Annotated in this window: 15 protein-coding genes; 12 read left to right on the plus strand and 3 right to left on the minus strand. The window is 69.9% G+C overall.

The genetic code is table 11. The annotated features are described in order from the left end of the window. Positions 1-39 precede the first annotated feature (39 nt). Complete coding sequence (locus JOE46_RS24655; protein WP_097210374.1) at positions 40-603, plus strand: NADPH-dependent FMN reductase; 564 nt, start codon at positions 40-42, stop codon at positions 601-603. A gap of 7 nt (positions 604-610) precedes the next feature. Here the strand turns inward: JOE46_RS24655 and eccE are convergent, their stop codons facing one another. Continuing rightward, on the minus strand, positions 611-2212 hold the full coding sequence (gene eccE, locus JOE46_RS24660) for a type VII secretion protein EccE (protein WP_257017063.1): 1602 nt from the start codon (positions 2210-2212) through the stop codon (positions 611-613). 145 nt (positions 2213-2357) lie between these two features. On the opposite strand from eccE, the gene eccB reads away from it, so the two are divergent. Next, the gene (eccB, locus tag JOE46_RS24665; protein WP_097210376.1) at positions 2358-3824 is read left to right on the plus strand and encodes a type VII secretion protein EccB; all 1467 of its coding nucleotides are present in this window, start codon (positions 2358-2360) and stop codon (positions 3822-3824) included. Here eccB and mycP read toward each other — a convergent pair. After that, a complete protein-coding gene (gene mycP, locus JOE46_RS26650) occupies positions 3791-5179 on the minus strand; it encodes a type VII secretion-associated serine protease mycosin (protein ID WP_257017064.1) in 1389 nt (462 codons plus the stop codon). The genes eccB and mycP overlap by 34 nt on opposite strands. After that, on the minus strand, positions 5176-6642 hold the full coding sequence (gene eccD / locus JOE46_RS26655) for a type VII secretion integral membrane protein EccD (RefSeq protein WP_097210377.1): 1467 nt from the start codon (positions 6640-6642) through the stop codon (positions 5176-5178). The genes mycP and eccD overlap by 4 nt, the downstream gene beginning before the upstream one ends. A 208-nt stretch (positions 6643-6850) precedes the next feature. Between eccD and eccCa the strand changes: the two genes are divergently transcribed. From eccCa to JOE46_RS24720, 10 genes are all read left to right on the plus strand, one after another. After that, on the plus strand, positions 6851-10888 hold the full coding sequence (gene eccCa, locus JOE46_RS24675; RefSeq protein WP_209928748.1) for a type VII secretion protein EccCa: 4038 nt from the start codon (positions 6851-6853) through the stop codon (positions 10886-10888). Then, positions 10870-12261, plus strand: coding sequence for a type VII secretion-associated protein (locus JOE46_RS27040; protein WP_209928750.1), 1392 nt, complete (start codon positions 10870-10872; stop codon positions 12259-12261). The genes eccCa and JOE46_RS27040 overlap by 19 nt, the downstream gene beginning before the upstream one ends. Before the next feature lie 144 nt (positions 12262-12405). Further along, positions 12406-12720 (plus strand): WXG100 family type VII secretion target, encoded by a 315-nt coding sequence (locus JOE46_RS24685; RefSeq protein WP_097210380.1) that lies wholly within the window; start codon positions 12406-12408, stop codon positions 12718-12720. A gap of 82 nt (positions 12721-12802) precedes the next feature. Next, positions 12803-13093: a WXG100 family type VII secretion target gene (locus JOE46_RS24690; RefSeq protein WP_077040866.1), complete on the plus strand. Its 291-nt coding sequence runs from the start codon at positions 12803-12805 to the stop codon at positions 13091-13093. Between the two features lie 144 nt (positions 13094-13237). Next, complete coding sequence (ddaH, locus tag JOE46_RS24695) at positions 13238-14107, plus strand: dimethylargininase (protein WP_245221164.1); 870 nt, start codon at positions 13238-13240, stop codon at positions 14105-14107. After that, positions 14104-15330 (plus strand): ornithine--oxo-acid transaminase, encoded by a 1227-nt coding sequence (gene rocD, locus JOE46_RS24700; RefSeq protein ID WP_097210381.1) that lies wholly within the window; start codon positions 14104-14106, stop codon positions 15328-15330. Before ddaH ends, rocD begins: the two co-directional genes overlap by 4 nt. A gap of 196 nt (positions 15331-15526) precedes the next feature. Then, a complete protein-coding gene (rplM, locus tag JOE46_RS24705) occupies positions 15527-15970 on the plus strand; it encodes a 50S ribosomal protein L13 (protein WP_097210382.1) in 444 nt (147 codons plus the stop codon). Next, entirely contained in the window at positions 15967-16491 is a 525-nt protein-coding gene (gene rpsI / locus JOE46_RS24710) for a 30S ribosomal protein S9 (protein ID WP_097210383.1), read from the plus strand. The genes rplM and rpsI overlap by 4 nt, the downstream gene beginning before the upstream one ends. A gap of 118 nt (positions 16492-16609) precedes the next feature. Continuing rightward, the gene (glmM, locus tag JOE46_RS24715; RefSeq protein WP_097210384.1) at positions 16610-17950 is read left to right on the plus strand and encodes a phosphoglucosamine mutase; all 1341 of its coding nucleotides are present in this window, start codon (positions 16610-16612) and stop codon (positions 17948-17950) included. Positions 17951-18134: 184 nt separating this feature from the next. After that, positions 18135-18338, plus strand: a complete 204-nt coding sequence (locus JOE46_RS24720) for a PspC domain-containing protein (protein ID WP_077040870.1) — start codon at positions 18135-18137, stop codon at positions 18336-18338. Positions 18339-18378: the final 40 nt, after the last annotated feature.

Genomic DNA, 18378 nt, shown 5'->3' on the forward strand with positions numbered 1-18378 from the left:
GGGTGCCGAGGACGTCCGCGGCACGTGGTTCGATGAGGCGTGGCAACGGAACCGATCCGGCTCGAGGTGATCATCGGCAGCGTCCGCGTCGGGAGGTTCGCACCCGTCGTCGCCGACTGGTTCGTGCGTCGGGCGCGCGCGCATCGGGCCTTCGACGTCGGTGTGCTCGACCTCGCCGACATCGCGCTGCCCGCCGATCTGTCCGACGGCCCCGAAGCGGCCGTCTTTCGCGAACGGGTCGACGCCGCAGCGGCGTTCGTGGTGGTGACCCCGGAGTACAACCACGGCTATCCGGGCGCACTGAAGAACGCGATCGACACCGCGAAGCAGCAGTGGCGGGCCAAGCCGGTCGGTTTCGTCTCCTACGGCGGGCTGTCGGGCGGACTGCGCGCCACCGAACAGTTACGTCAGGTGGTGGCCGAGGTGCACATGGTCTCGATCCGGCAGACCGTCAGTTTTCACCAGGCGCGCAAGCGATTCGGTCCGGACGGCGAGACCCAGGACGGAGCCGCGATCGACGGCTCCGTCCGTATGCTCGATCAGCTGGCGTGGTGGGCCGAGGCGCTCCGGACCGCGCGCGTCGCCGATCCGTATCCCGGCTGACCGCTGCTCACCGGGCCGGCTGAAGCGGGCGCGTGGCCCTCGGCCTGCCGATGAACGCGGTCTCCTGCGCGATGGTGACCAACACCAGGTCGACCTGATTGCCGTCGGCTCGGAGGGTGACACGGTCGCCGCCCGCGCCGGGCTGCACGATCGAGATCTGCGGATCGATCGCCGACGCGGGCTCGTGCACGTCGCGTATCCGGATGGTGGTGACCCCGGCGCGCGGCGGCACCGGCTCCACCCCGTCGAACAGAACCGCCGTGAAGGTCGGGTCGAGCCGGGTGGGGTCGTCGATCAGCCGCAACCGGTCGGGTGTGGCGATGGAGTCGATCAGCGAACCCCACACCTGGGGACGGTCCGAGTGGATCTGGATCCGGGCTCCCGTCGCGATGGCGCGGAAGACCAACTGCTGCGCGAGGTACAACTCGCCGAGCACGTCCACGTACTCGATCTCGGGCCCCACGATCCGGGCCGTCAGTCCGTGCCCGTAGTTGTCCGAGCCGATCAGCTGCCCGCACCCGGACAGCGGCAGGGCCAGAGCATCGAGCTGCGCTGCGGAGAAGTCCGTGAACGGGGTCAGCGAGTCGAGATCGGCCGAGGCAAACGGCAGGTTGGAGATCAGTCCGTCGGCCTGCCTGCCCTGCATCGAGATGAGTCCGGGGAGGTCGAGCCGCTCCGGCAGGGTGCGGGTGGTCATCCGGCAGGAGGCAGCGACCCGGACCTCGCCCGCGCGTGCGCCGGGGCGCAGCCGCACGGTCACCGTGGTACCGAGGCTCGACGGTACCCACAGCTTGGCCAGCAAGTCGTCGGACAGCACCCGCGGATCGATCGCATAGCCGGTGTTGCACACGCCAGGCAGCGGAGTGTGGGACCAGGAACGGGCGAACGAGTCGGGCCGGACGCCACGGGTGATCTGCGCTGCGGCGGAGGTGATCTCGCCCGCGGTGAGCAGCCGAGACGGGCAGCCCGCCTCGGACAGTGCGCGGACGATCCGCAGTGCCGCGACCGATGCGGCCCGCGCGGCACCGGTGGTGCCGCCGCCGCGCCGCGTGACGGCATCGGACTGGGCGGTCGCGTCGAATCGAACCGCGAGCCACACCGTCCGCTGGGCCATCGCGGGCAGCGGACCCACCAGCTGGTCGTACACCTCGGTGGCGGGGCTGCCCGCGCTCGCGCGATAGCCGTGACTGACGATGTCGATGCCACCGAGACTGATGTCGTGCTGTGTCATCGATTCGGCGAGCGCGAGCGCCGGCAGCCGGTGGACCGATTCGAATCCGTCGCGGGTGACCTGAGTCAGATTGCCGGGAATCGGCAGCACCTCGATGACCGCGACCACCGACCCGTCGTCCCAGTGCAGCCCGACCACGGGACCCGACGGGGCGCGGAAGTCGGATGTCTCCCCGAGGCGGCGTTCGCGCCGCAGCAGATACCGCCATCCGGTGGCCGCCCAGTCGAGTACGCAGCGTCCGCCGACCGGGATCAGGCCGAGCAGTGCGACGGCCGCTCCGACGGCCACGGCCGGCCACCAGGTCGCACCGAAGCCTGCCGCCGCTGCGCCCGCGCCTGCACCCAACAGCTGCGCGATGACCAGATTTCGGATCGACACCCTCGGCACCACACGCAGACGCCGCCCCCGCCGTCGAGACACAGTCTTCCCCCATCCCCCCTGATCCGTGCGGTCCCCGCCGCTCGGTTCTTCGACAGAACTGTACTGTGTCCCTCCGTAGTGCGCGCCAAACGGGGGAGGGATCATGGCAGCACAGCCGACCACGCGTTGGCAGGTCAACGGGTATCGCTTCTTGGTTCGTCGGATGGAACACGCCCTGGTTCGCCGGGATGTGCGGATGCTGCACGACCCGATGCGAACCCAGTCTCGGGCTCTGACCGTGGGGGCGGTCTTGGCCGTCATCGGGCTCGCCGGGTGCGGAGCGCTGGCGTTGATCCGGCCGCAGGACAAGATCGGTGACGCGCAGATCGTCGTCGGCAAGGATTCCGGGGCCATGTTCGTGATGGTGGAGGACACACTCCATCCGGTGCTGAACCTGGCGTCCGCCCGATTGATCGCGGGCGACGCTGCAACGCCGGTGATCGTCAAGGAGTCGGAGCTCGGCACTCGTCCGCGCGGCGCCCTGATGGGCATTCCTGGTGCGCCATCGGCACTTCCGCACGGTGAGCCGACCGCGTGGACGGTGTGCGATTCCATCGCCTCCGGTGGCACCAAGGCGATCAGGACCGCCGTCATCGCGGGAGATCCCGAGCTCGGTGAGAACGTCTCGACCCTGGCCGACGGCCAAGCGCTGCTGGTGACGGGGACGGACGGCACCTTTCTCGTCTACGACGGCAAGCGAGCCCGGATCGACCCGAACAATCGCGCGGTGTCCCTCGCCTTCGGATTGGACGGAGTCGAGCCGCGGCCGGTGAGCCCCGGCCTGCTCAATGCCATCCCGGAGGCGCAGGCGATCGCGCCGCCCGAGATCAGTGGGGCGGGCGAGCAGCCGGACTATCCGGTGCAGGGCAAGACGATCGGATCGGTGATCCGGGCCAAGGATGCCCAGGGGAGCAAGTCCTACGTGGTGCTGCGCGGTGGGTTGCAGCGGATCAGCCAAGCCACCAGTGACTTGATCCGGGCGTCCGACTCGCAGGGCAGCGCGGAGGCCGACGAGGTCAGTCTCGACGTCGTGTCGCGACCTCCACAGGTGAACGACCTTGCCGTGTCCACCTTCCCGGAGACGGCGCCGGAAATCGTCGACATCGACAGCAGTCCGGTGAGCTGCCTGTCCTGGCAGCCGATCGAGGGGGCCGACGAATCCGACGGGGGTCTCAACGCCACGGTCACGGTGATCACGGGGAACGCGCTCCCGCTCCCGCGCGACGCCGAGATGGTCTCGCTGGCGCAGGCGGACGGCACCGGCCCCATGGTCGACACCGCATACCTGAAACCGGGTAGCGGCGGGCTGGTTCAGGCCGCAGGTATGGACCCGTCCAGCGAACGCAAGGGTGCGCTGTTCTTCGTGGCGGACACGGGTGTCCGCTATGGCGTCGAGAACGTGGACGCCGCAAAGGTTCTCGGGTTCACCGACGGGAGCGTCGCAGCACCGTGGTCAATCGTCGGACTGCTCGCCCCGGGCCCGATGCTCGGCAGGGAAGCGGCCTTCCTGGCGCACGACGGGGTCGCCCCCGACGATCAGCCGGTCGACGTTTCGCCGCCGTCCCGGTGAAGCCTGCGGCGCAACGGGAACGAGGCCAGTAACCCGAGCCCGAGCAGCGCAACGACGCCGCCCGCTCCCGCCACGGCGACTTTTCGTGGACGGTCGTCGGGCGGCGCAGGCGCTTCGGGAATGGCGATCGCGGTGGACTGGGGTTCGTCCGCGGGTACGGAACCGGGAAGCTCCGCAGTCACGGCGGCCGCCGGGTCGATGACGCCGTGTCCGACGAACGGATCCCATCCGTCGGCCGGCGCGTGCGCCGTCTGTTCGATCCGGTCCATGACCTGCCGGGCGGTCAACCGCGGGAACCGAGCCCGGATCAGGGCAGCGGTGCCGGCCACGTAGGGGGCGGCGAAGCTGGTGCCCTGAACCGAGCCGCCGTTGACGGAATCAGTCAGCCCGGTCGGCTCCGGCCGGCGCGGGTCGAGCGAGGTGATCTCGGTGCCGGGCGCCGCGACGTCGACCCAGGGTCCGGGGACGGTGAAGGGGGACGGCGCGCCGTCCTGGTCGACCGAGCCCACGGCGAGCACCTGATCGTCGTACCAGGCCGGGGTCGCGATGGTGGTCACCGAATCCCATGGACTCGCATGGGGTGTGGCGGGGTCCGGTGGCGGGTTCGATGCCTTGCAGGCCTCGCTGTCGAGGTTGCCTGCCGCGGCGACCACGACGATGTCCTTGATGCGGGCGGCGTAGTCGACGGCGGCGCCGAGCGCCGCGCTGTCGCCCGCGCCTGCGGGGACGCACGCCACCTCGGAGATGTTGATGACCGTGACACCGGGGAAGTCCGCGGCGTGACGGATGGCCCGGGCGAGGGTGCTCACGTTCCCCACACCCTTCGCGTTCTGGCCCTCGGCGTCCTTGCGGCCGTCGGTTTCCCGATAGATGTTGCTCGACTGCCGGATGCTCAGGATCCGGGCATCGGGAGCGACGCCTGCGAATCCGGTCTGACCGTTGCGATTCGCGGCGATGATGCCCGCCACCAGGGTTCCGTGCGCGTCGCAGTCCTGGGTGCCGTCGCCTGTGGAGACGTAGTCCCCGCCGGGGATCAGTCCGGGCAGGCGGCTGTGCCGCTCGACCCCGGTGTCGATCACCGCCACCGTCTGACCTCGCCCGGTGCTGAGCGGCCACACCGACTCCAGGTCCAGTGCGCGCTGCGGCGGCGGGACCTGTGCCAGATCGGCGACCGGCTGCGTGGTCGAGCAGGGGTCCCTGAGCTCGGTCTTCGGTCCGGACGGCGCCGAGTTGGGCGGCACCCGGCCGGGGTCGATCGACGGCGGGGGGACCGCGATCGCGGTCGCCTGACCGAGTGACACCGCGAGGGCGACGCCGGCGAGCGCGATCGGGATCCGTCGTGCCTGGCCGCTCACAGGCCGCGCATCATGGTGAACAGCCCGGACACCCAGCAGACCAGCGGGACCACCGCGGCGATGGCCGCGTAGTCGAGCAGTTCGACGCAGCGACGCAGGACCGGCGAGAAGGTCTGGTTCGGCGCGATGACACCGAGCGTGAGCGCGAGACCCGCGACGACGATCGCGAGCGCGAAGACGCCGACGGACTGTCCGGGATTGGTGACGGCGGCGCCGACGAGGAGCATCAGCACGATGGCCGCACCGCCGCCGATGAGGGGTGCCGCCTGCTCGGCACTGGCGTAGGTGCGGCCGCGGAGCATCAGGACTCCCGCGCACACGGTCGCGAGAATTGTCCCGGGCCAGTAGATCCCGCCATCGGCGAAGACCCTGGCGGCGACCAGGGTGCCCACCGCGGTCAGTGCGGTCATCGCGCACACGAGGCCGGTGAGGTACTGCCGCGCACGGGCCGCTCGCAACGCGAGGGAGGCGAACGAGGGCAGCGCGGCGTCCGGCTCCAGTGCCTCCTCTTCGATATCGACCGCCGAGCCCGGTGCGGGCACCGGTGGCAGGGGGAGTTTGGCCAACAACATCGCGATGCGCGGGGCGGCAGCGAGCCCGACGAGGGCGACGGCCGCGAGCACCGCACCGATCGCGTAGGTGGGCTGTTCGGTCAGCGTGCCGACCGCGGCGGCGGCGGACACCGGCAGCGCGGCGGCCGCGATCCCGGTGAACAGGGAGAGACCGACGCCGCTGATCCGCAGCGCGAGTGCGGCGGCCGCACCGCAGGTCACAACCCCGAGTAGTAGGCCAGGCGCGCCGAGTCGGCCGGGCACCATCAGGGCGCCCGCGGTGAACGCGAGGGGCATCGCGCATGCGCACAGCACCGCGGCCGCGGCACGGTCGAGATAGATCCGGCTCACCACGGTGCCCGCCGTGATCAGCAGGGCGGCGACGAACAGGGCCGCGAACGCGCCGACGAGACTGTCCGATTCGGCGCGCGCCAGCAGCAGAGCCCCGGCGCCTGCCACCGTGGCGAGAACCGCGACGGCGCTGCCCATCACCCGTGCCGAGAGCGGGGTCCAGCGCCGGTACCGGTCGGCCTCCAGGGCAGCGACATTGTGCATGATGTCGTCGAACAGGGGTGCCGGGGCGCTCGTCGGCGCGGACTGCAGGACCAGCAGGTCGCCGTCGCGAACTCCGTGTTCACCGAGGCTGAGGGTGGCCGACAGCGGTGACTGCCCGATCCGTGCCAGCACCCACTCGGTGGGCTCGAACGGCTCGGCGGGTGTGGCGAAGTCGTTTGCGATGCTGTGGCTTTCGATCATGTCGACGATGCCGGGAATGATCAGAGCCAGCGGCACCCCGAACGGGACCGCGAGGTCCACCTGGGTGTGATCCGCCAGGATCGTCAGGCGACACAGGTCGGTGCGGCCACCCCGATGTGCGTCGGCCGGCGACGCATCCACGCGCGCAGCGGTCATTGTTCGTTTCCCCCCAAGAAACTCGGTGTGCAGGGCCCCACCTGCACCGATCCTCGCCTAACGGGTGCACTCTACGACATCGGGCTCCTCGGCCCGGCGCCGTGGGGCGCCCGCGGGATGGGCTAACCTCTCATGGCTCGAGGTGTCGACCCAGGGGAGTGGGGTCCATTTCGGGATTGCCAAAGCGGAATCTGGGGGGTGAACGCGCGTGAGTACCGTGCGATTCGTACGTAGGGCGCGCCGAGAGGTGCCGCGCACGCCGGGAGGCGAGTTGAGCCTGCAGGCGCCGCCCGAGATCCCGAAGATCATTCCGGGCAACCTGCTCACCAAGCTGCTGCCGGTGGTGATGGTGGTGGCGATGCTCGGCATGGTCGCCCTGATGTTCACCTCCGGCATGGCAGCCAACCCGATGTCGCTGCTGTTCCCGGTGATGATGGTCGTCTCGATGCTGGGGATGCTCGCGGGCGGGGGCGGAAAGGGCGGGGGCGCCAGGTCGGCGGAGGCGAACGAGGACCGCAAGGACTATCTGCGCTACCTCGATCAGCTGCGACGGGACGTCTACGACACCGGCGACAAGCAGCGTGCGGCGCTCGAGTGGAGTCACCCGGATCCGAGGTTCCTGTGGACGCTCGCGGGGACCGCGCGTATGTGGGAGCGGCGGGTCGCCGATCCGGATTACTGCCACGTTCGGGTCGGCCGAGGCAGCCAACGGCTGGCGACCCGCCTGATCGCGCCGGAGACCGGCCCCGTGGAGGACCTCGAACCGGTCGCCGCGGTGTCGCTGCGACGATTCGTGCGCACCCATTCGGTGGTCCACGAGCTGCCGACCGCGGTATCGGTGCGCGGTTTCGCTGCCATCGGGGTCGACGGTGACCGTCAGGCGGCCAGGGCGATGGTGCGTTCGATGCTGGTGCAGCTGTGCACCTTCCACGGTCCCGATCAGCTGCAGGTCGCGGTCGTCTGCGGTCCCGACACCGCGCCCGAGTGGGAATGGGCAAAATGGCTGCCGCATTCGCAGCATCCGGAGGCGCAGGACGGGGCAGGCACCAGCAGGATGTTCTTCGGTTCGTTGATGGAGCTCGAGGCCTCGCTCGGGCCGCAGCTGGCCGTCCGCAATCGGTACTCGCGCAACGCCCCGGCCACTCCCGGGGTGGCGCAGATGATCGTGGTGATCGACGGCGGGATCCTGGACGGCGAGTCCATCATCGACGGCGGCCTCGATTCCGTGACGGTGCTCGACCTCAGCGGATACTGCCCCAAGCTGGCGGCGAGTCGTGGGATCCAGCTGGTGATGGATGGCGAATCCATCGGCGCACGAAGCGGTTCCGGGATCGAGATCTTCGCGGTGGCGGATCAGCTCAGTACCCATCAGGCGCAGACCGCAGCCAGGCGACTGGCCCCCTACCGAACGGCGACCCAGCAGACGACCGATGCGGTCGAGGACGGTCAGCCGGTGGCGAGCTGGCATCACCTGCTCGGTATCCCGGATGTCGCCACCCTCGACCCGGGGGTGGCGTGGGCGCCGAGGACCGCGCGCGAGCGCCTGCGCGTACCGATCGGCGTCGGTATGGATGGCTCACCGGTCGAGATCGATCTCAAGGAAGCCGCCGAGAACGGCATGGGCCCCCACGGCCTGTGCATCGGCGCGACCGGATCGGGGAAGTCGGAGTTCCTCCGCACCCTGGTCCTCGGGCTGCTGGCCACCCACTCGCCGGAATCGTTGAACCTCGTGCTCGTCGATTTCAAGGGCGGCGCCACCTTCCTCGGACTCGAGGGGGCACCGCACGTCTCCGCGGTCATCACCAACCTCTCCGAGGAGTTGGCGATGGTCGACCGGATGAAGGACGCCCTCGCGGGAGAGATGAACCGCAGGCAGGAGTTGCTGCGTTCGGCGGGCAACTTCGCGAACGTCTCCGACTACGAGAAGGCGCGTGCCGCCGGAGCCGACCTCGCCCCGCTGCCCGCGCTGTTCATCGTGGTCGACGAGTTCTCCGAGCTGCTCAGTCAGCAGCCGGAGTTCGCGGACCTGTTCGTTGCGATCGGGCGGCTGGGCCGGTCACTGCACATGCACCTGCTGCTGGCCAGCCAGCGGCTCGAGGAAGGCAAGCTTCGCGGGCTCGACAGTCACCTCTCCTACCGGATCGGCCTCAAGACGTTCTCTGCCAACGAGTCCCGCACCGTCCTCGGTGTGCCGGACGCGTACCACCTCCCGGGCACACCGGGCTCCGGCTACCTCAAGTGCGACTCCGCCGAGATCGTCAGGTTCGCGGCCGCCTATGTCTCCGGTCCCTACCTCGGTGGCCGATCGCGAGCCGCGATCGAGGCCGCCGCGTCCCCGATCGACCTGAGGCCGCGCCCGTTCACCGCCGCGCCGGTGTCCGACCTGATCGTCGATGTCCCGGCCGCGCTGCCGCCGAGTGCCGCGGACGTGGCGCCCGAACCGAGCGGGTTGACGGTCCTGGAGACGGTGGTGGGCCGGATCCGGGGACGCGGTCCCGCCGCCCACAACGTGTGGCTGCCCCCGCTTGAGGACCCGCCGACCCTGAACTCGTTGTTGCCGAGATCCGTTCTGGTCGAGCCGGTCTCCGCGGTCAGCACGCTGCGGGCGCCGATCGGTATCGTGGACCGGCCCTACGACCAGCGGCGCGACGAGCTGGTGGTGGATCTCTCCGGCTCCCAGGGCAACATGGCGATCGTCGGCGGACCTCAGTCGGGCAAGTCGACCGTGCTGCGCACCGTGATCATGTCGATGGCCCTTGTCCATTCCCCCGAGCAGGTGCAGTTCTACTGCCTCGACTTCGGCGGCGGCACCCTGGCAGGCCTGGCCGGACTCCCGCATGTCGGATCGGTCGCGAACCGCCTCGACGTGGACCGGGTGCGGCGCACCGTCGCCGAGATGAACTCCATCGTGCGTCAGCGCGAACACCGCTTCCGGGAGCTGGGCATCGATTCGATGGCCGAGTTCCGGCGGCTTCGTTCGCTCGATCCGGCCACCGGCGGCCACGAGAGCGGAGCCCGCGGAGTGACCCGAGAGCCTGGAGTGCTCGGCGTGTCCGGGGACCCGTTCGGCGACGTGTTCCTGGTGATCGACGGCTGGCCCAGCATCCGGCAGGACTTCGAACCCCTCGAGGCGCAGATCGGTGCCCTGGCCGGTCAGGGCCTCTCGTTCGGCGTGCACGTGGTCCTCACTGCGTCCCGGTGGGGCGAGATCCGACCGGCGCTCAAGGATCAGTTGGGCACCCGGATCGAGCTCCGGCTCGGCGACCCGTCGGATTCGGACGTGGGCAGGCCCAAGGCATCCCGCGTGCCGGAAGGGCGACCGGGCCGCGGCATGACGCGGGAGGGACTGCACCTGCTGACGGGGTTGCCGCGGGTGGACGGGAACCCGACCAGTGCCGACCTCACCGCCGGCGTCGCGGATGCCGTCGCGCGGATCTCGGCGGTCACCGTCGGGCGCGCCGCACCGCCGGTGCGGATGCTCCCCGAACGATTCCCGCGCGCAGAACTGCTCGCGATGGCGGCGCCGGGCAGGCTGCCCGCGGGCGATGGCGGGTGTCTCCGGATCCCGATCGGCATCGACGAGGCCGAATTGGCGCCGGCTTTCGTCGACTTCGCGGAACAGCCGCACATGCTCACGTTCGCCGACAGCGCGTCGGGTAAGACCACGCTGCTGCGCGGGATCTGCGCGGGCATCATGGAGTCGAACACCCCATCGCAGGCCAAGATCATCCAGATCGACTACCGGCGGACCATGCTGGGGGTCGTCGAGGGCGATCATCTCGCCGGGTACGCGCCCAACTCTGTGACGGCGACCAAGTTCATGAACGAGCTCGCATCGATCATGGAGACCCGGATGCCCGCGCCCGACATCACCATCCAGGCGATGCGCGAACGGAACTGGTGGACCGGACCCGAGATCTACGTGGTGGTCGACGATTACGACCTCGTCGCCACCTCGAGCGGGAACCCGCTGACCCCGCTGCTCGAGTACCTGCCGCACGCCAACGACATCGGCCTGCACCTGGTCATCGCCCGCCGTTCCGGCGGCGCGGCCCGGGCGCTGTACGAGCCGATCATCGCGCGGTTGCGCGACCTCGTCCCGGCGGGACTCGTGATGAGCGGAAGCCGCGACGAGGGCAACCTGATCGGCACCGTCCGCCCCGGTGAGATGCCACCTGGCCGCGGCACTCTGGTCACCAGGGCGGGTGCCTCCCTGGTGCAGGTGGCGTGGCTTCCGCCGCTGTGACCGACAACAGTGCGCTGGCCATCCACCTCACCGAGTCGACGGTGTGGGGGTGCCACGCGGGCGTGCATTTCGATTGCCCGGCAGCGGTGTTCGCCGACTCGTTCGGCCTGCGGTTCGGGGACCGGGCCTTCGCCGCGGGGATCGCCGATCCTGAGTCCTTCGAGCCGTACCCGATCCGGTATGTCGACGACGAGTACCTCTCGCTCGGCGATCGGGTGTTTCCGATGGACGAGGTGCTGGCAGGGATGCTGGGGCACCTGGTGGCAGGACTCGGGGTGCGCACCGCGCCGGATCTGGTGGTGCTCACCCACCCGGCGCACTGGGGTCGCGGTCGTCGGCGGGCCCTGGTCAAGGCAGGCCGTGGGATAGGCAAGGGGGTGCTCCTGATCGGTGTCCCGGAGGCGCTGGCGCGGTGGTCGCCCGAGCCGATGCCGACCGGAAGCGCGGTGCTCGAGGTCGGGTTCCTCGAGACGACGGCCTCGGTGCCCGGTGCCGAGAGCGACGACTGCGTACACCGGGCGGAACTGGGCTCGTCGGATCTGCGTGACAACCCGGATGTGGCAGGCGAGTTCGCCGCGGCGATGCGTGAACTGTGCCCCGAACGACCGCCGAGAATCCTCGTCACCGGCGAACTGCCGGGAACGGCTGGACTCTCGATCGTCGATGCGATCGAGGCGGGGTGGGATCTGCCGGTGGTGGCGAGGGTGGTCTCTGGCTCCGCCGTCGCGGCGGGTGCGCTGGCCCGTGGGCTCGACATGGTGGCTCAGACGCCGGCCGCGCCCGAGACGATCGCGCCGGTGGTGCGCCGGTCGCGGTGGGCCACCGTCGGCCGGTGGGGCCCGCTTGTCGCGGCCGGTGTGCTCGTGGTCGCGGCGATCACCGCGGTTGTCGTCGTCGCGGGAGGCGGCGATCCTCGCGCATCGGCGGAGCCGGACACGGAGGTGCAGGCGCAGTCATCCGCACGCGCGGGCCGGGTGAGCGTGACCGTTCCCCTTGGGTGGCGCGAACGCGCCGACCGCGGCGACGCGGCCCGGGTGGAGCTGGTGCCGGAGAAGGGCGCAGCCGCACGAATCCTGGTCGTGGCGCAGGAACTGACGCCTGGGGCGGATCTCGAGGCGGTGGCGCACACCCTGAGTCGGCGCGCCGAGATGCGGCCGGAGACCTTCAGCGCGATCGAGCGCGGTGCCGTCGACGGGCGGCCGGGACTTCTGTACCGGGAGAGACCGGACCCCGATACCGAGGTCCGGTGGTCTGTCCTCGTCGAGGACGGGCTGCAGGTCAGTGTCGGCTGCCAGACCTCGCCGGATCGGTGGCGTGACCTCGCAGACCCGTGTGAGCAGGCAGTTCGCTCGACGGTGATCGCCGGCCGCTGAGCGCTTGCCTGCTCGCGGAAATTGGTTCGGATTCGATGGAACCGAACGGCTGGGCGCGCGCGTCCAACTATCTGTAGGCGCGGTCCGTCTCAGTCCAGAGGGGGCTGGAAATCCAGGACGCGGACGATTTCTAAGGAGCTGGTCATGAGCGGTCAGATGAGGACTACCACCGAAACCATGGAGACCGCGTCGCGGCACGTGGGCGATGTCAACGCGGACATCCAGGGGCAGCTGTCCTCGCTGCAGGGTCGGCTCGCCGCCGTCAACGGTGCCTGGGAAGGCGCAGCCAAGGTCGCGTTCGACAACCTGATGGTCCGCTGGGACTCCAGCGCCAAGCGCCTCAACGAGTCGCTGCTCGCGATCAGCGAGAACATCAAGGCCAATGGCGTCGCCTACGCCGCGGTGCAGGACGACCACTCGAGCGCCATCAACAACGCGGGCGGCGGCCTCAACATCTGAGTCCCGCGCGCTCGGGCCGGACCCGGGTGGGCGACACCCTTTTTCGAACCAGACTGCTTCGATCCACACAGTAGGAGGACCCATGAGCGGGACCATGCGTTACGACTTCGGCGCCATCGACGGCGCCAGGGCGGACATCGCCGCCACCAGCGGCAACATCAACGGCAAGCTGGGCGACCTGAAGAGCTACCTCGCGCCGCTCGTCGCCGAGTGGGAGGGCTCCGCGTCGGAGGCCTACCAGGCGCAGCAGGCCAAGTGGGATTCCGCGGCCAACGAGCTGAACCAGGTCCTCGAGGCCATCGGTCGGGCCGTCGGCGCCGGTAATGACGACATGAACGCGACGAACAACAGTGCGGCCGCCAGCTGGGCCTGAGATCGGCGCGCTGGTTGCGTTCATGCCATGAGAATTCCCCGGTGGAGGAGAGCCACCGGGGAATTCTCGTGTTCGGGGCCAGGTCATTGATTCGGTTTCGCCTGGCGCGGATACTCGTAGCACCTTCGCCGAAAGGGGCAGGGGATGACGCAGACCGCAGGGGCCGATCCCGGCCCGACGGACGCCCGCCGCGCGCGGCCGCGGAGCTACCTGATGTGCCCCCCGACCTTCTTCGACGTGGTCTACAGCATCAATGAGTGGATGCGACCCGAGGATCCCGTCGACACCGCGTTGGCGATGTCGCAGTGGGAGCACCTGGTCGAGACCTATCGGCGGCTCGGACACGAGGTCCTGACGATCGATCCCGTGCCGGGGCTCCCGGACATGGTCTTCGTGACCGACAGCGGCCTCGTCATCGACGGGGTCGCGCTCGGTGCCCGGTACCGAACCGAACAGCGGGCCGCGGAGGCCGACCACGTGCTGCGCTGGTTCCGCGCCAACGGACTGTTCCGGCCCACCCGTCCTCGGTACATCAACGAGGGTGAGGGCGACCTGCTGGTGGTCGGCGACATCGTCTGCGCGGGAACGGGGTTCCGCACCGACGAGCGCGCGCACGCCGAGGTGGCCCGGCACCTGGGCCGCCGGGTGGTCACCCTGCGGCTGATCGATCCCCGGTACTACCACCTCAACACGGCGCTCGGCGTCCTCGACGATCGCACCGTCGCCTACCTGCCGGGGGCATTCGCCCCCGAGAGCCTCGCGGTCCTTCGAGACCTGTTCCCCGACGCCGTCATCGCCGAGGAGGCCGACACCCGGTGGCTCGGCCTCAACCTGGTCAGCGACGGCCGCAACGTGGTGCTGCCCAGTCAGGCGCAGCGGCTGGCCGGCCTGCTCGCCGAGCGTGGGTACACCCCGGTCCCGGTGGACTTCTCGGAGTTCCTCAAGTCCGGCGGTGGGATCAAATGTTGCACCCTCGAACTCCGCGGCTATCGCGAGATACAGGCGGCCCGATGAACGCGCGGGTGCCGGTGACCGCGGGCACGCTCGCGGAACTCGCGCGGGCCCAGGCGCACAGCGCGCACAACTACGATCCGCTGCCGGTGGTCATCGACTCGGCGCGCGGTGCCTGGGCGCGCGGCATCGACGGCGTCGAGTACCTCGACATGCTGGCCGGGTACTCGGCGCTCAACTTCGGGCACGGGCACCCGCGACTGGTCGAGGTCGCCCGTGCGCAGCTCGGCACGCTCGCGCTCACCAGCCGCGCGTTCCAGCACGAGGCGTTCGCCGGGTTCTGCGAGGACGTGAGCCGGCTGTGCGGCAAGGAGGCGGTGCTCCCGATGAACACCGGGGCCGAGGCCGTCGAGACCGCGCTGAAACTGGCAAGGCGCTGGGGGTACGACGTCAAGGGTGTCGCCGCCGACCGCGCCGAGATCATCACCTTCGCCGGGAACTTCCACGGCCGGACCATCACCATCGTCGGGTTCTCCACCGACCCCGATGCGCACGACGGCTTCGGCCCGTACGCACCCGGTTTCCTCACCGTCGACTACGGCGACCTCGACGCGCTCGCGGCCGCGGTCACCCCGAACACCGTGGCCGTCCTGATCGAGCCGATCCAGGGCGAGGCAGGTGTGCTGGTCCCGCCCGACGGCTACCTCGCCGCGGTCCGGGCGCTGTGCGACGAGCACTCGATCCTCATGCTCGCGGATGAGATCCAGAGCGGTCTCGGCCGGACCGGCGACACCTTCGCCTGCGATCACGAGAACGTCGTCCCCGACGTCTACATCCTCGGGAAGGCGCTCGGTGGTGGGCTGATCCCGGTCTCCGCCGTGGTGGCGGACCGGTCGGTGATGGAGGTGATCCGCCCCGGTCAGCACGGCAGCACCTTCGGCGGGAACCCGCTCGCCTGCGCGGTCGGCAGCGAGGTGGTCCGGCTGCTGGAGACGGGGGAGTTCCAGCAGCGCAGCCGCGAACTGGGCGCCCATCTGCACGATCTGCTCGGGCAGCTGCCGCAGGAACAGGTCTCGGAGGTCCGCGGGCGCGGGTTGTGGGCAGGCGTGCAGCTGGCGGCCGGTCAGCCGGGCGCCCGGGTCGTCTGCGAGCGTTTGCTCGCCCGCCGGGTACTCGCGAAGGACGCGCACGAGGGGACCATCCGGATGGCGCCGCCGCTCGTCATCGAGCGCGACGAGATCACCTGGGCGGTCGAGCAGCTGGCGGACGCGCTCGGCCAGCGGTGAGCCACGGGATCGGTGAGCCACCGGGACCGACTTTGACCAGGCCCTGACCTGCGCGGTATGGTTCTACGTCGGCGTGCGGTACGGCGCGGCACTCACGTGCCCGTTGTAGTGCGGGTTCTCGGGTCTCCACTGGCCGCCGAGATCATCCGGACCACACGCTGTGGCCAGCAGCTACACGATATGACGAGGAAGTTCTGTGTCTACGTACACCCCGAAGGCCGGAGATGTGACCCGCACGTGGCACGTCATCGACGCCACTGACGTGGTGCTCGGCCGACTTGCCGTGCAGGCAGCGAACCTGCTCCGCGGCAAGCACAAGCCCACCTTTGCACCGCACGTTGACGGCGGCGACTTCGTCGTCATCATCAACGCCGACAAGGTCGCGATCAGCGGCAACAAGCGCGACGGCAAGCTCCTGTACAACCACTCCGGATACCCGGGTGGCCTGCGGTCCCGCACCGTCGGCGAGGTCCTCGAGCGGACCCCCGACCGCCTCGTGGAGAAGGCCGTCGTCGGCATGCTCCCGAAGAACAAGCTCGGCAGCGCCATCGCCGGCAAGCTGAAGGTCTACGCAGGCCCGAATCACCCCCACGCCGCGCAGCAGCCGGTTCCGTTCGAGATCAAGCAGGTGGCCCAGTGACCGAGCAGAACGAGACCGCTGAGGTCGTTGTCGAGGAGACCGTGGTGGAGGAGTTCGACTCCGCGGATCAGCCCGAGATCGTCGAGGAGTTCGAGGCCGAGGCGGCAGTCGCCCCCGCAGCCCCGATCTACATCGATCGTCCGATCCAGACCGTCGGCCGTCGTAAGGAGGCGGTCGTCCGCGTCCGCATGGTCCCCGGCACCGGCGAGTTCAAGCTCAACGGCCGCACCATGGAGGATTACTTCCCCAACAAGGTGCACCAGCAGCTCATCAAGGCCCCGCTCGTCACCGTGGAGCGCACCGAGTCCTTCGACATCGTTGCCCTCCTGCACGGCGGCGGACCGTCCGGACAGGCAGGCGCCCTGCGTCTGGCCATCGCCCGCGCCCTGATCGAGGTCACCCCCGAGGATCGCCCGGCCCTCAAGAGCGCCGGCTTCCTCACCCGTGACGCCCGCGCCGTCGAGCGCAAGAAGTACGGCCTGAAGAAGGCCCGTAAGGCATCTCAGTACTCCAAGCGCTGATGTGTCGCCGATGCCGGCCCCGAGGGTCGGCATCGGCACCTGTTCACCAACAAGAGCAGGCGTCCAGCAGTACCGGACGCCTGCTCTTGTCGTAGCAAAGACAGAGGGGTCTGTTTACATGGGTCGGATGTTCGGTACGGACGGCGTGCGCGGCTTGGCGAATGCGGAGCTAGACGCCGAGTTGGCGCTGCGGATCGCGGGGGCGGCAGCCTCTGTGCTGGCGCTCTCCGAGCGGGGCGCGCCCCGACCGATCGCCGTCCTCGGACGGGACCCCCGCGCGAGCGGTGAGATGCTCGAGGCGGCCGTCACCGCCGGGCTCACCGCGGCGGGCGTCGACGTCATCAACGTCGGCGTGCTGCCCACTCCTGCCGTCGCCTTCCTCACCGGCGCCTACGACGCCGCGCTCGGCGTGATGATCTCCGCCTCGCACAACCCCATGCCGGACAACGGCATCAAGATCTTCGCGGCGGGCGGTCACAAGCTCGACGACGAGTCGGAAGACCGCATCGAGGCCGCCATCGCCGACCGCGACCTGATCCCGCGGCCGACCGGCGCCGGCATCGGTCGCGTCCGCACCGCGACCGACGCGGCCGAGCGGTACCTCGAGAACCTCACTCGCGCCACCACCCACCGTGTCGACGGGCTGACCGTGGTGGTGGACTGCGCGAACGGCGCCGCCTCGACGGTGGGCCCGGAGGCCTACCGGGCGGCGGGCGCGCGGGTCATCGCCATCCACGCCGATCCCGACGGCCTCAACATCAACGACGGCTGCGGTTCCACCCACCTCGAAGAGCTGCAGGCCGCGGTGCTCGCACACGGCGCTGACCTGGGCATCGCGCACGACGGGGACGCGGACAGGTGCCTGGCCGTCGACGCCACCGGCTCCGTGGTCGACGGTGACGCGATCATGAGCGTGCTCGCCCTCGCGATGCGCGAGTCCGGCGAACTGGCCCAGAACACCCTGGTCGCGACGGTGATGAGCAACCTCGGCCTGCACATCGCGATGCGTGAGGCGGGTATCGAGGTCCGCACGACGGCGGTCGGCGACCGGTACGTCCTCGAGGAGCTGCGCAACGGTTCGTTCAGCCTCGGCGGCGAGCAGTCGGGACACGTGGTGCTGCCCGGCTTCGGGACCACCGGCGACGGCGTCCTCACCGGGCTCAGGCTGATGGGCCGGATGGCCCAGACCGGCAAGTCGCTGCGTGAGCTGGCCGCGGTGATGCGCACGCTGCCGCAGGTGCTCGTCAACGTCCAGGTCACCGACAAGGCCGCGGTCGCCTGCGCGCCCGCAGTGCTCGAGGCGGTTGCCGAGGCCGAGGCGATGCTCGGCGAGGCCGGCCGCGTGCTGCTCCGCCCGTCCGGCACCGAGCAGCTGGTGCGGGTGATGGTCGAGGCCACCGAGATCGAGATCGCGCAGAAGCTGGCCGATGGGCTCGCGGACCGTGTCGCCTCGGTCTAGGGCGCGGCGTCCGTGGTCGCGGACTAGGGGTGAACCCCGAACCGGCCAGGGGTTTCGACTCATCCTCCAAGGGGATACCCCGATGCCGAAATCAACCCTCAGCGCGATGCGGTGAGGACATCGACTCCCGAATAGTGGAGGACAACGCAGCGAGCCGCTGCACCGTCCGACGAAAGGGAGCACCATGACCACCCAGACCACCAGCCGTCGCCTGACTCGTGCCCGCACCGGGAACATCTTCGGCGGCGTCTGCGCCGGCCTCGCCCAGTACCTCGGCTGGAAGCCGTGGCTGGTGCGAGCGCTCTTCGTCGCCTCCTGTCTGCTGCCGGGCCCGCAGTTCCTCATCTACTTGGCGATGTGGATCTTCATCCCGAAGAGCGAGTTCTGAGCGGGCGTCCCGCTACCTACGGTTGCGTACTGAATCTCTT

The organism is Rhodococcus sp. PvR099 (genome assembly GCF_017833315.1).
In the GTDB taxonomy this organism is placed as follows: Bacteria; Actinomycetota; Actinomycetes; order Mycobacteriales; family Mycobacteriaceae; genus Rhodococcus_G; species Rhodococcus_G oryzae.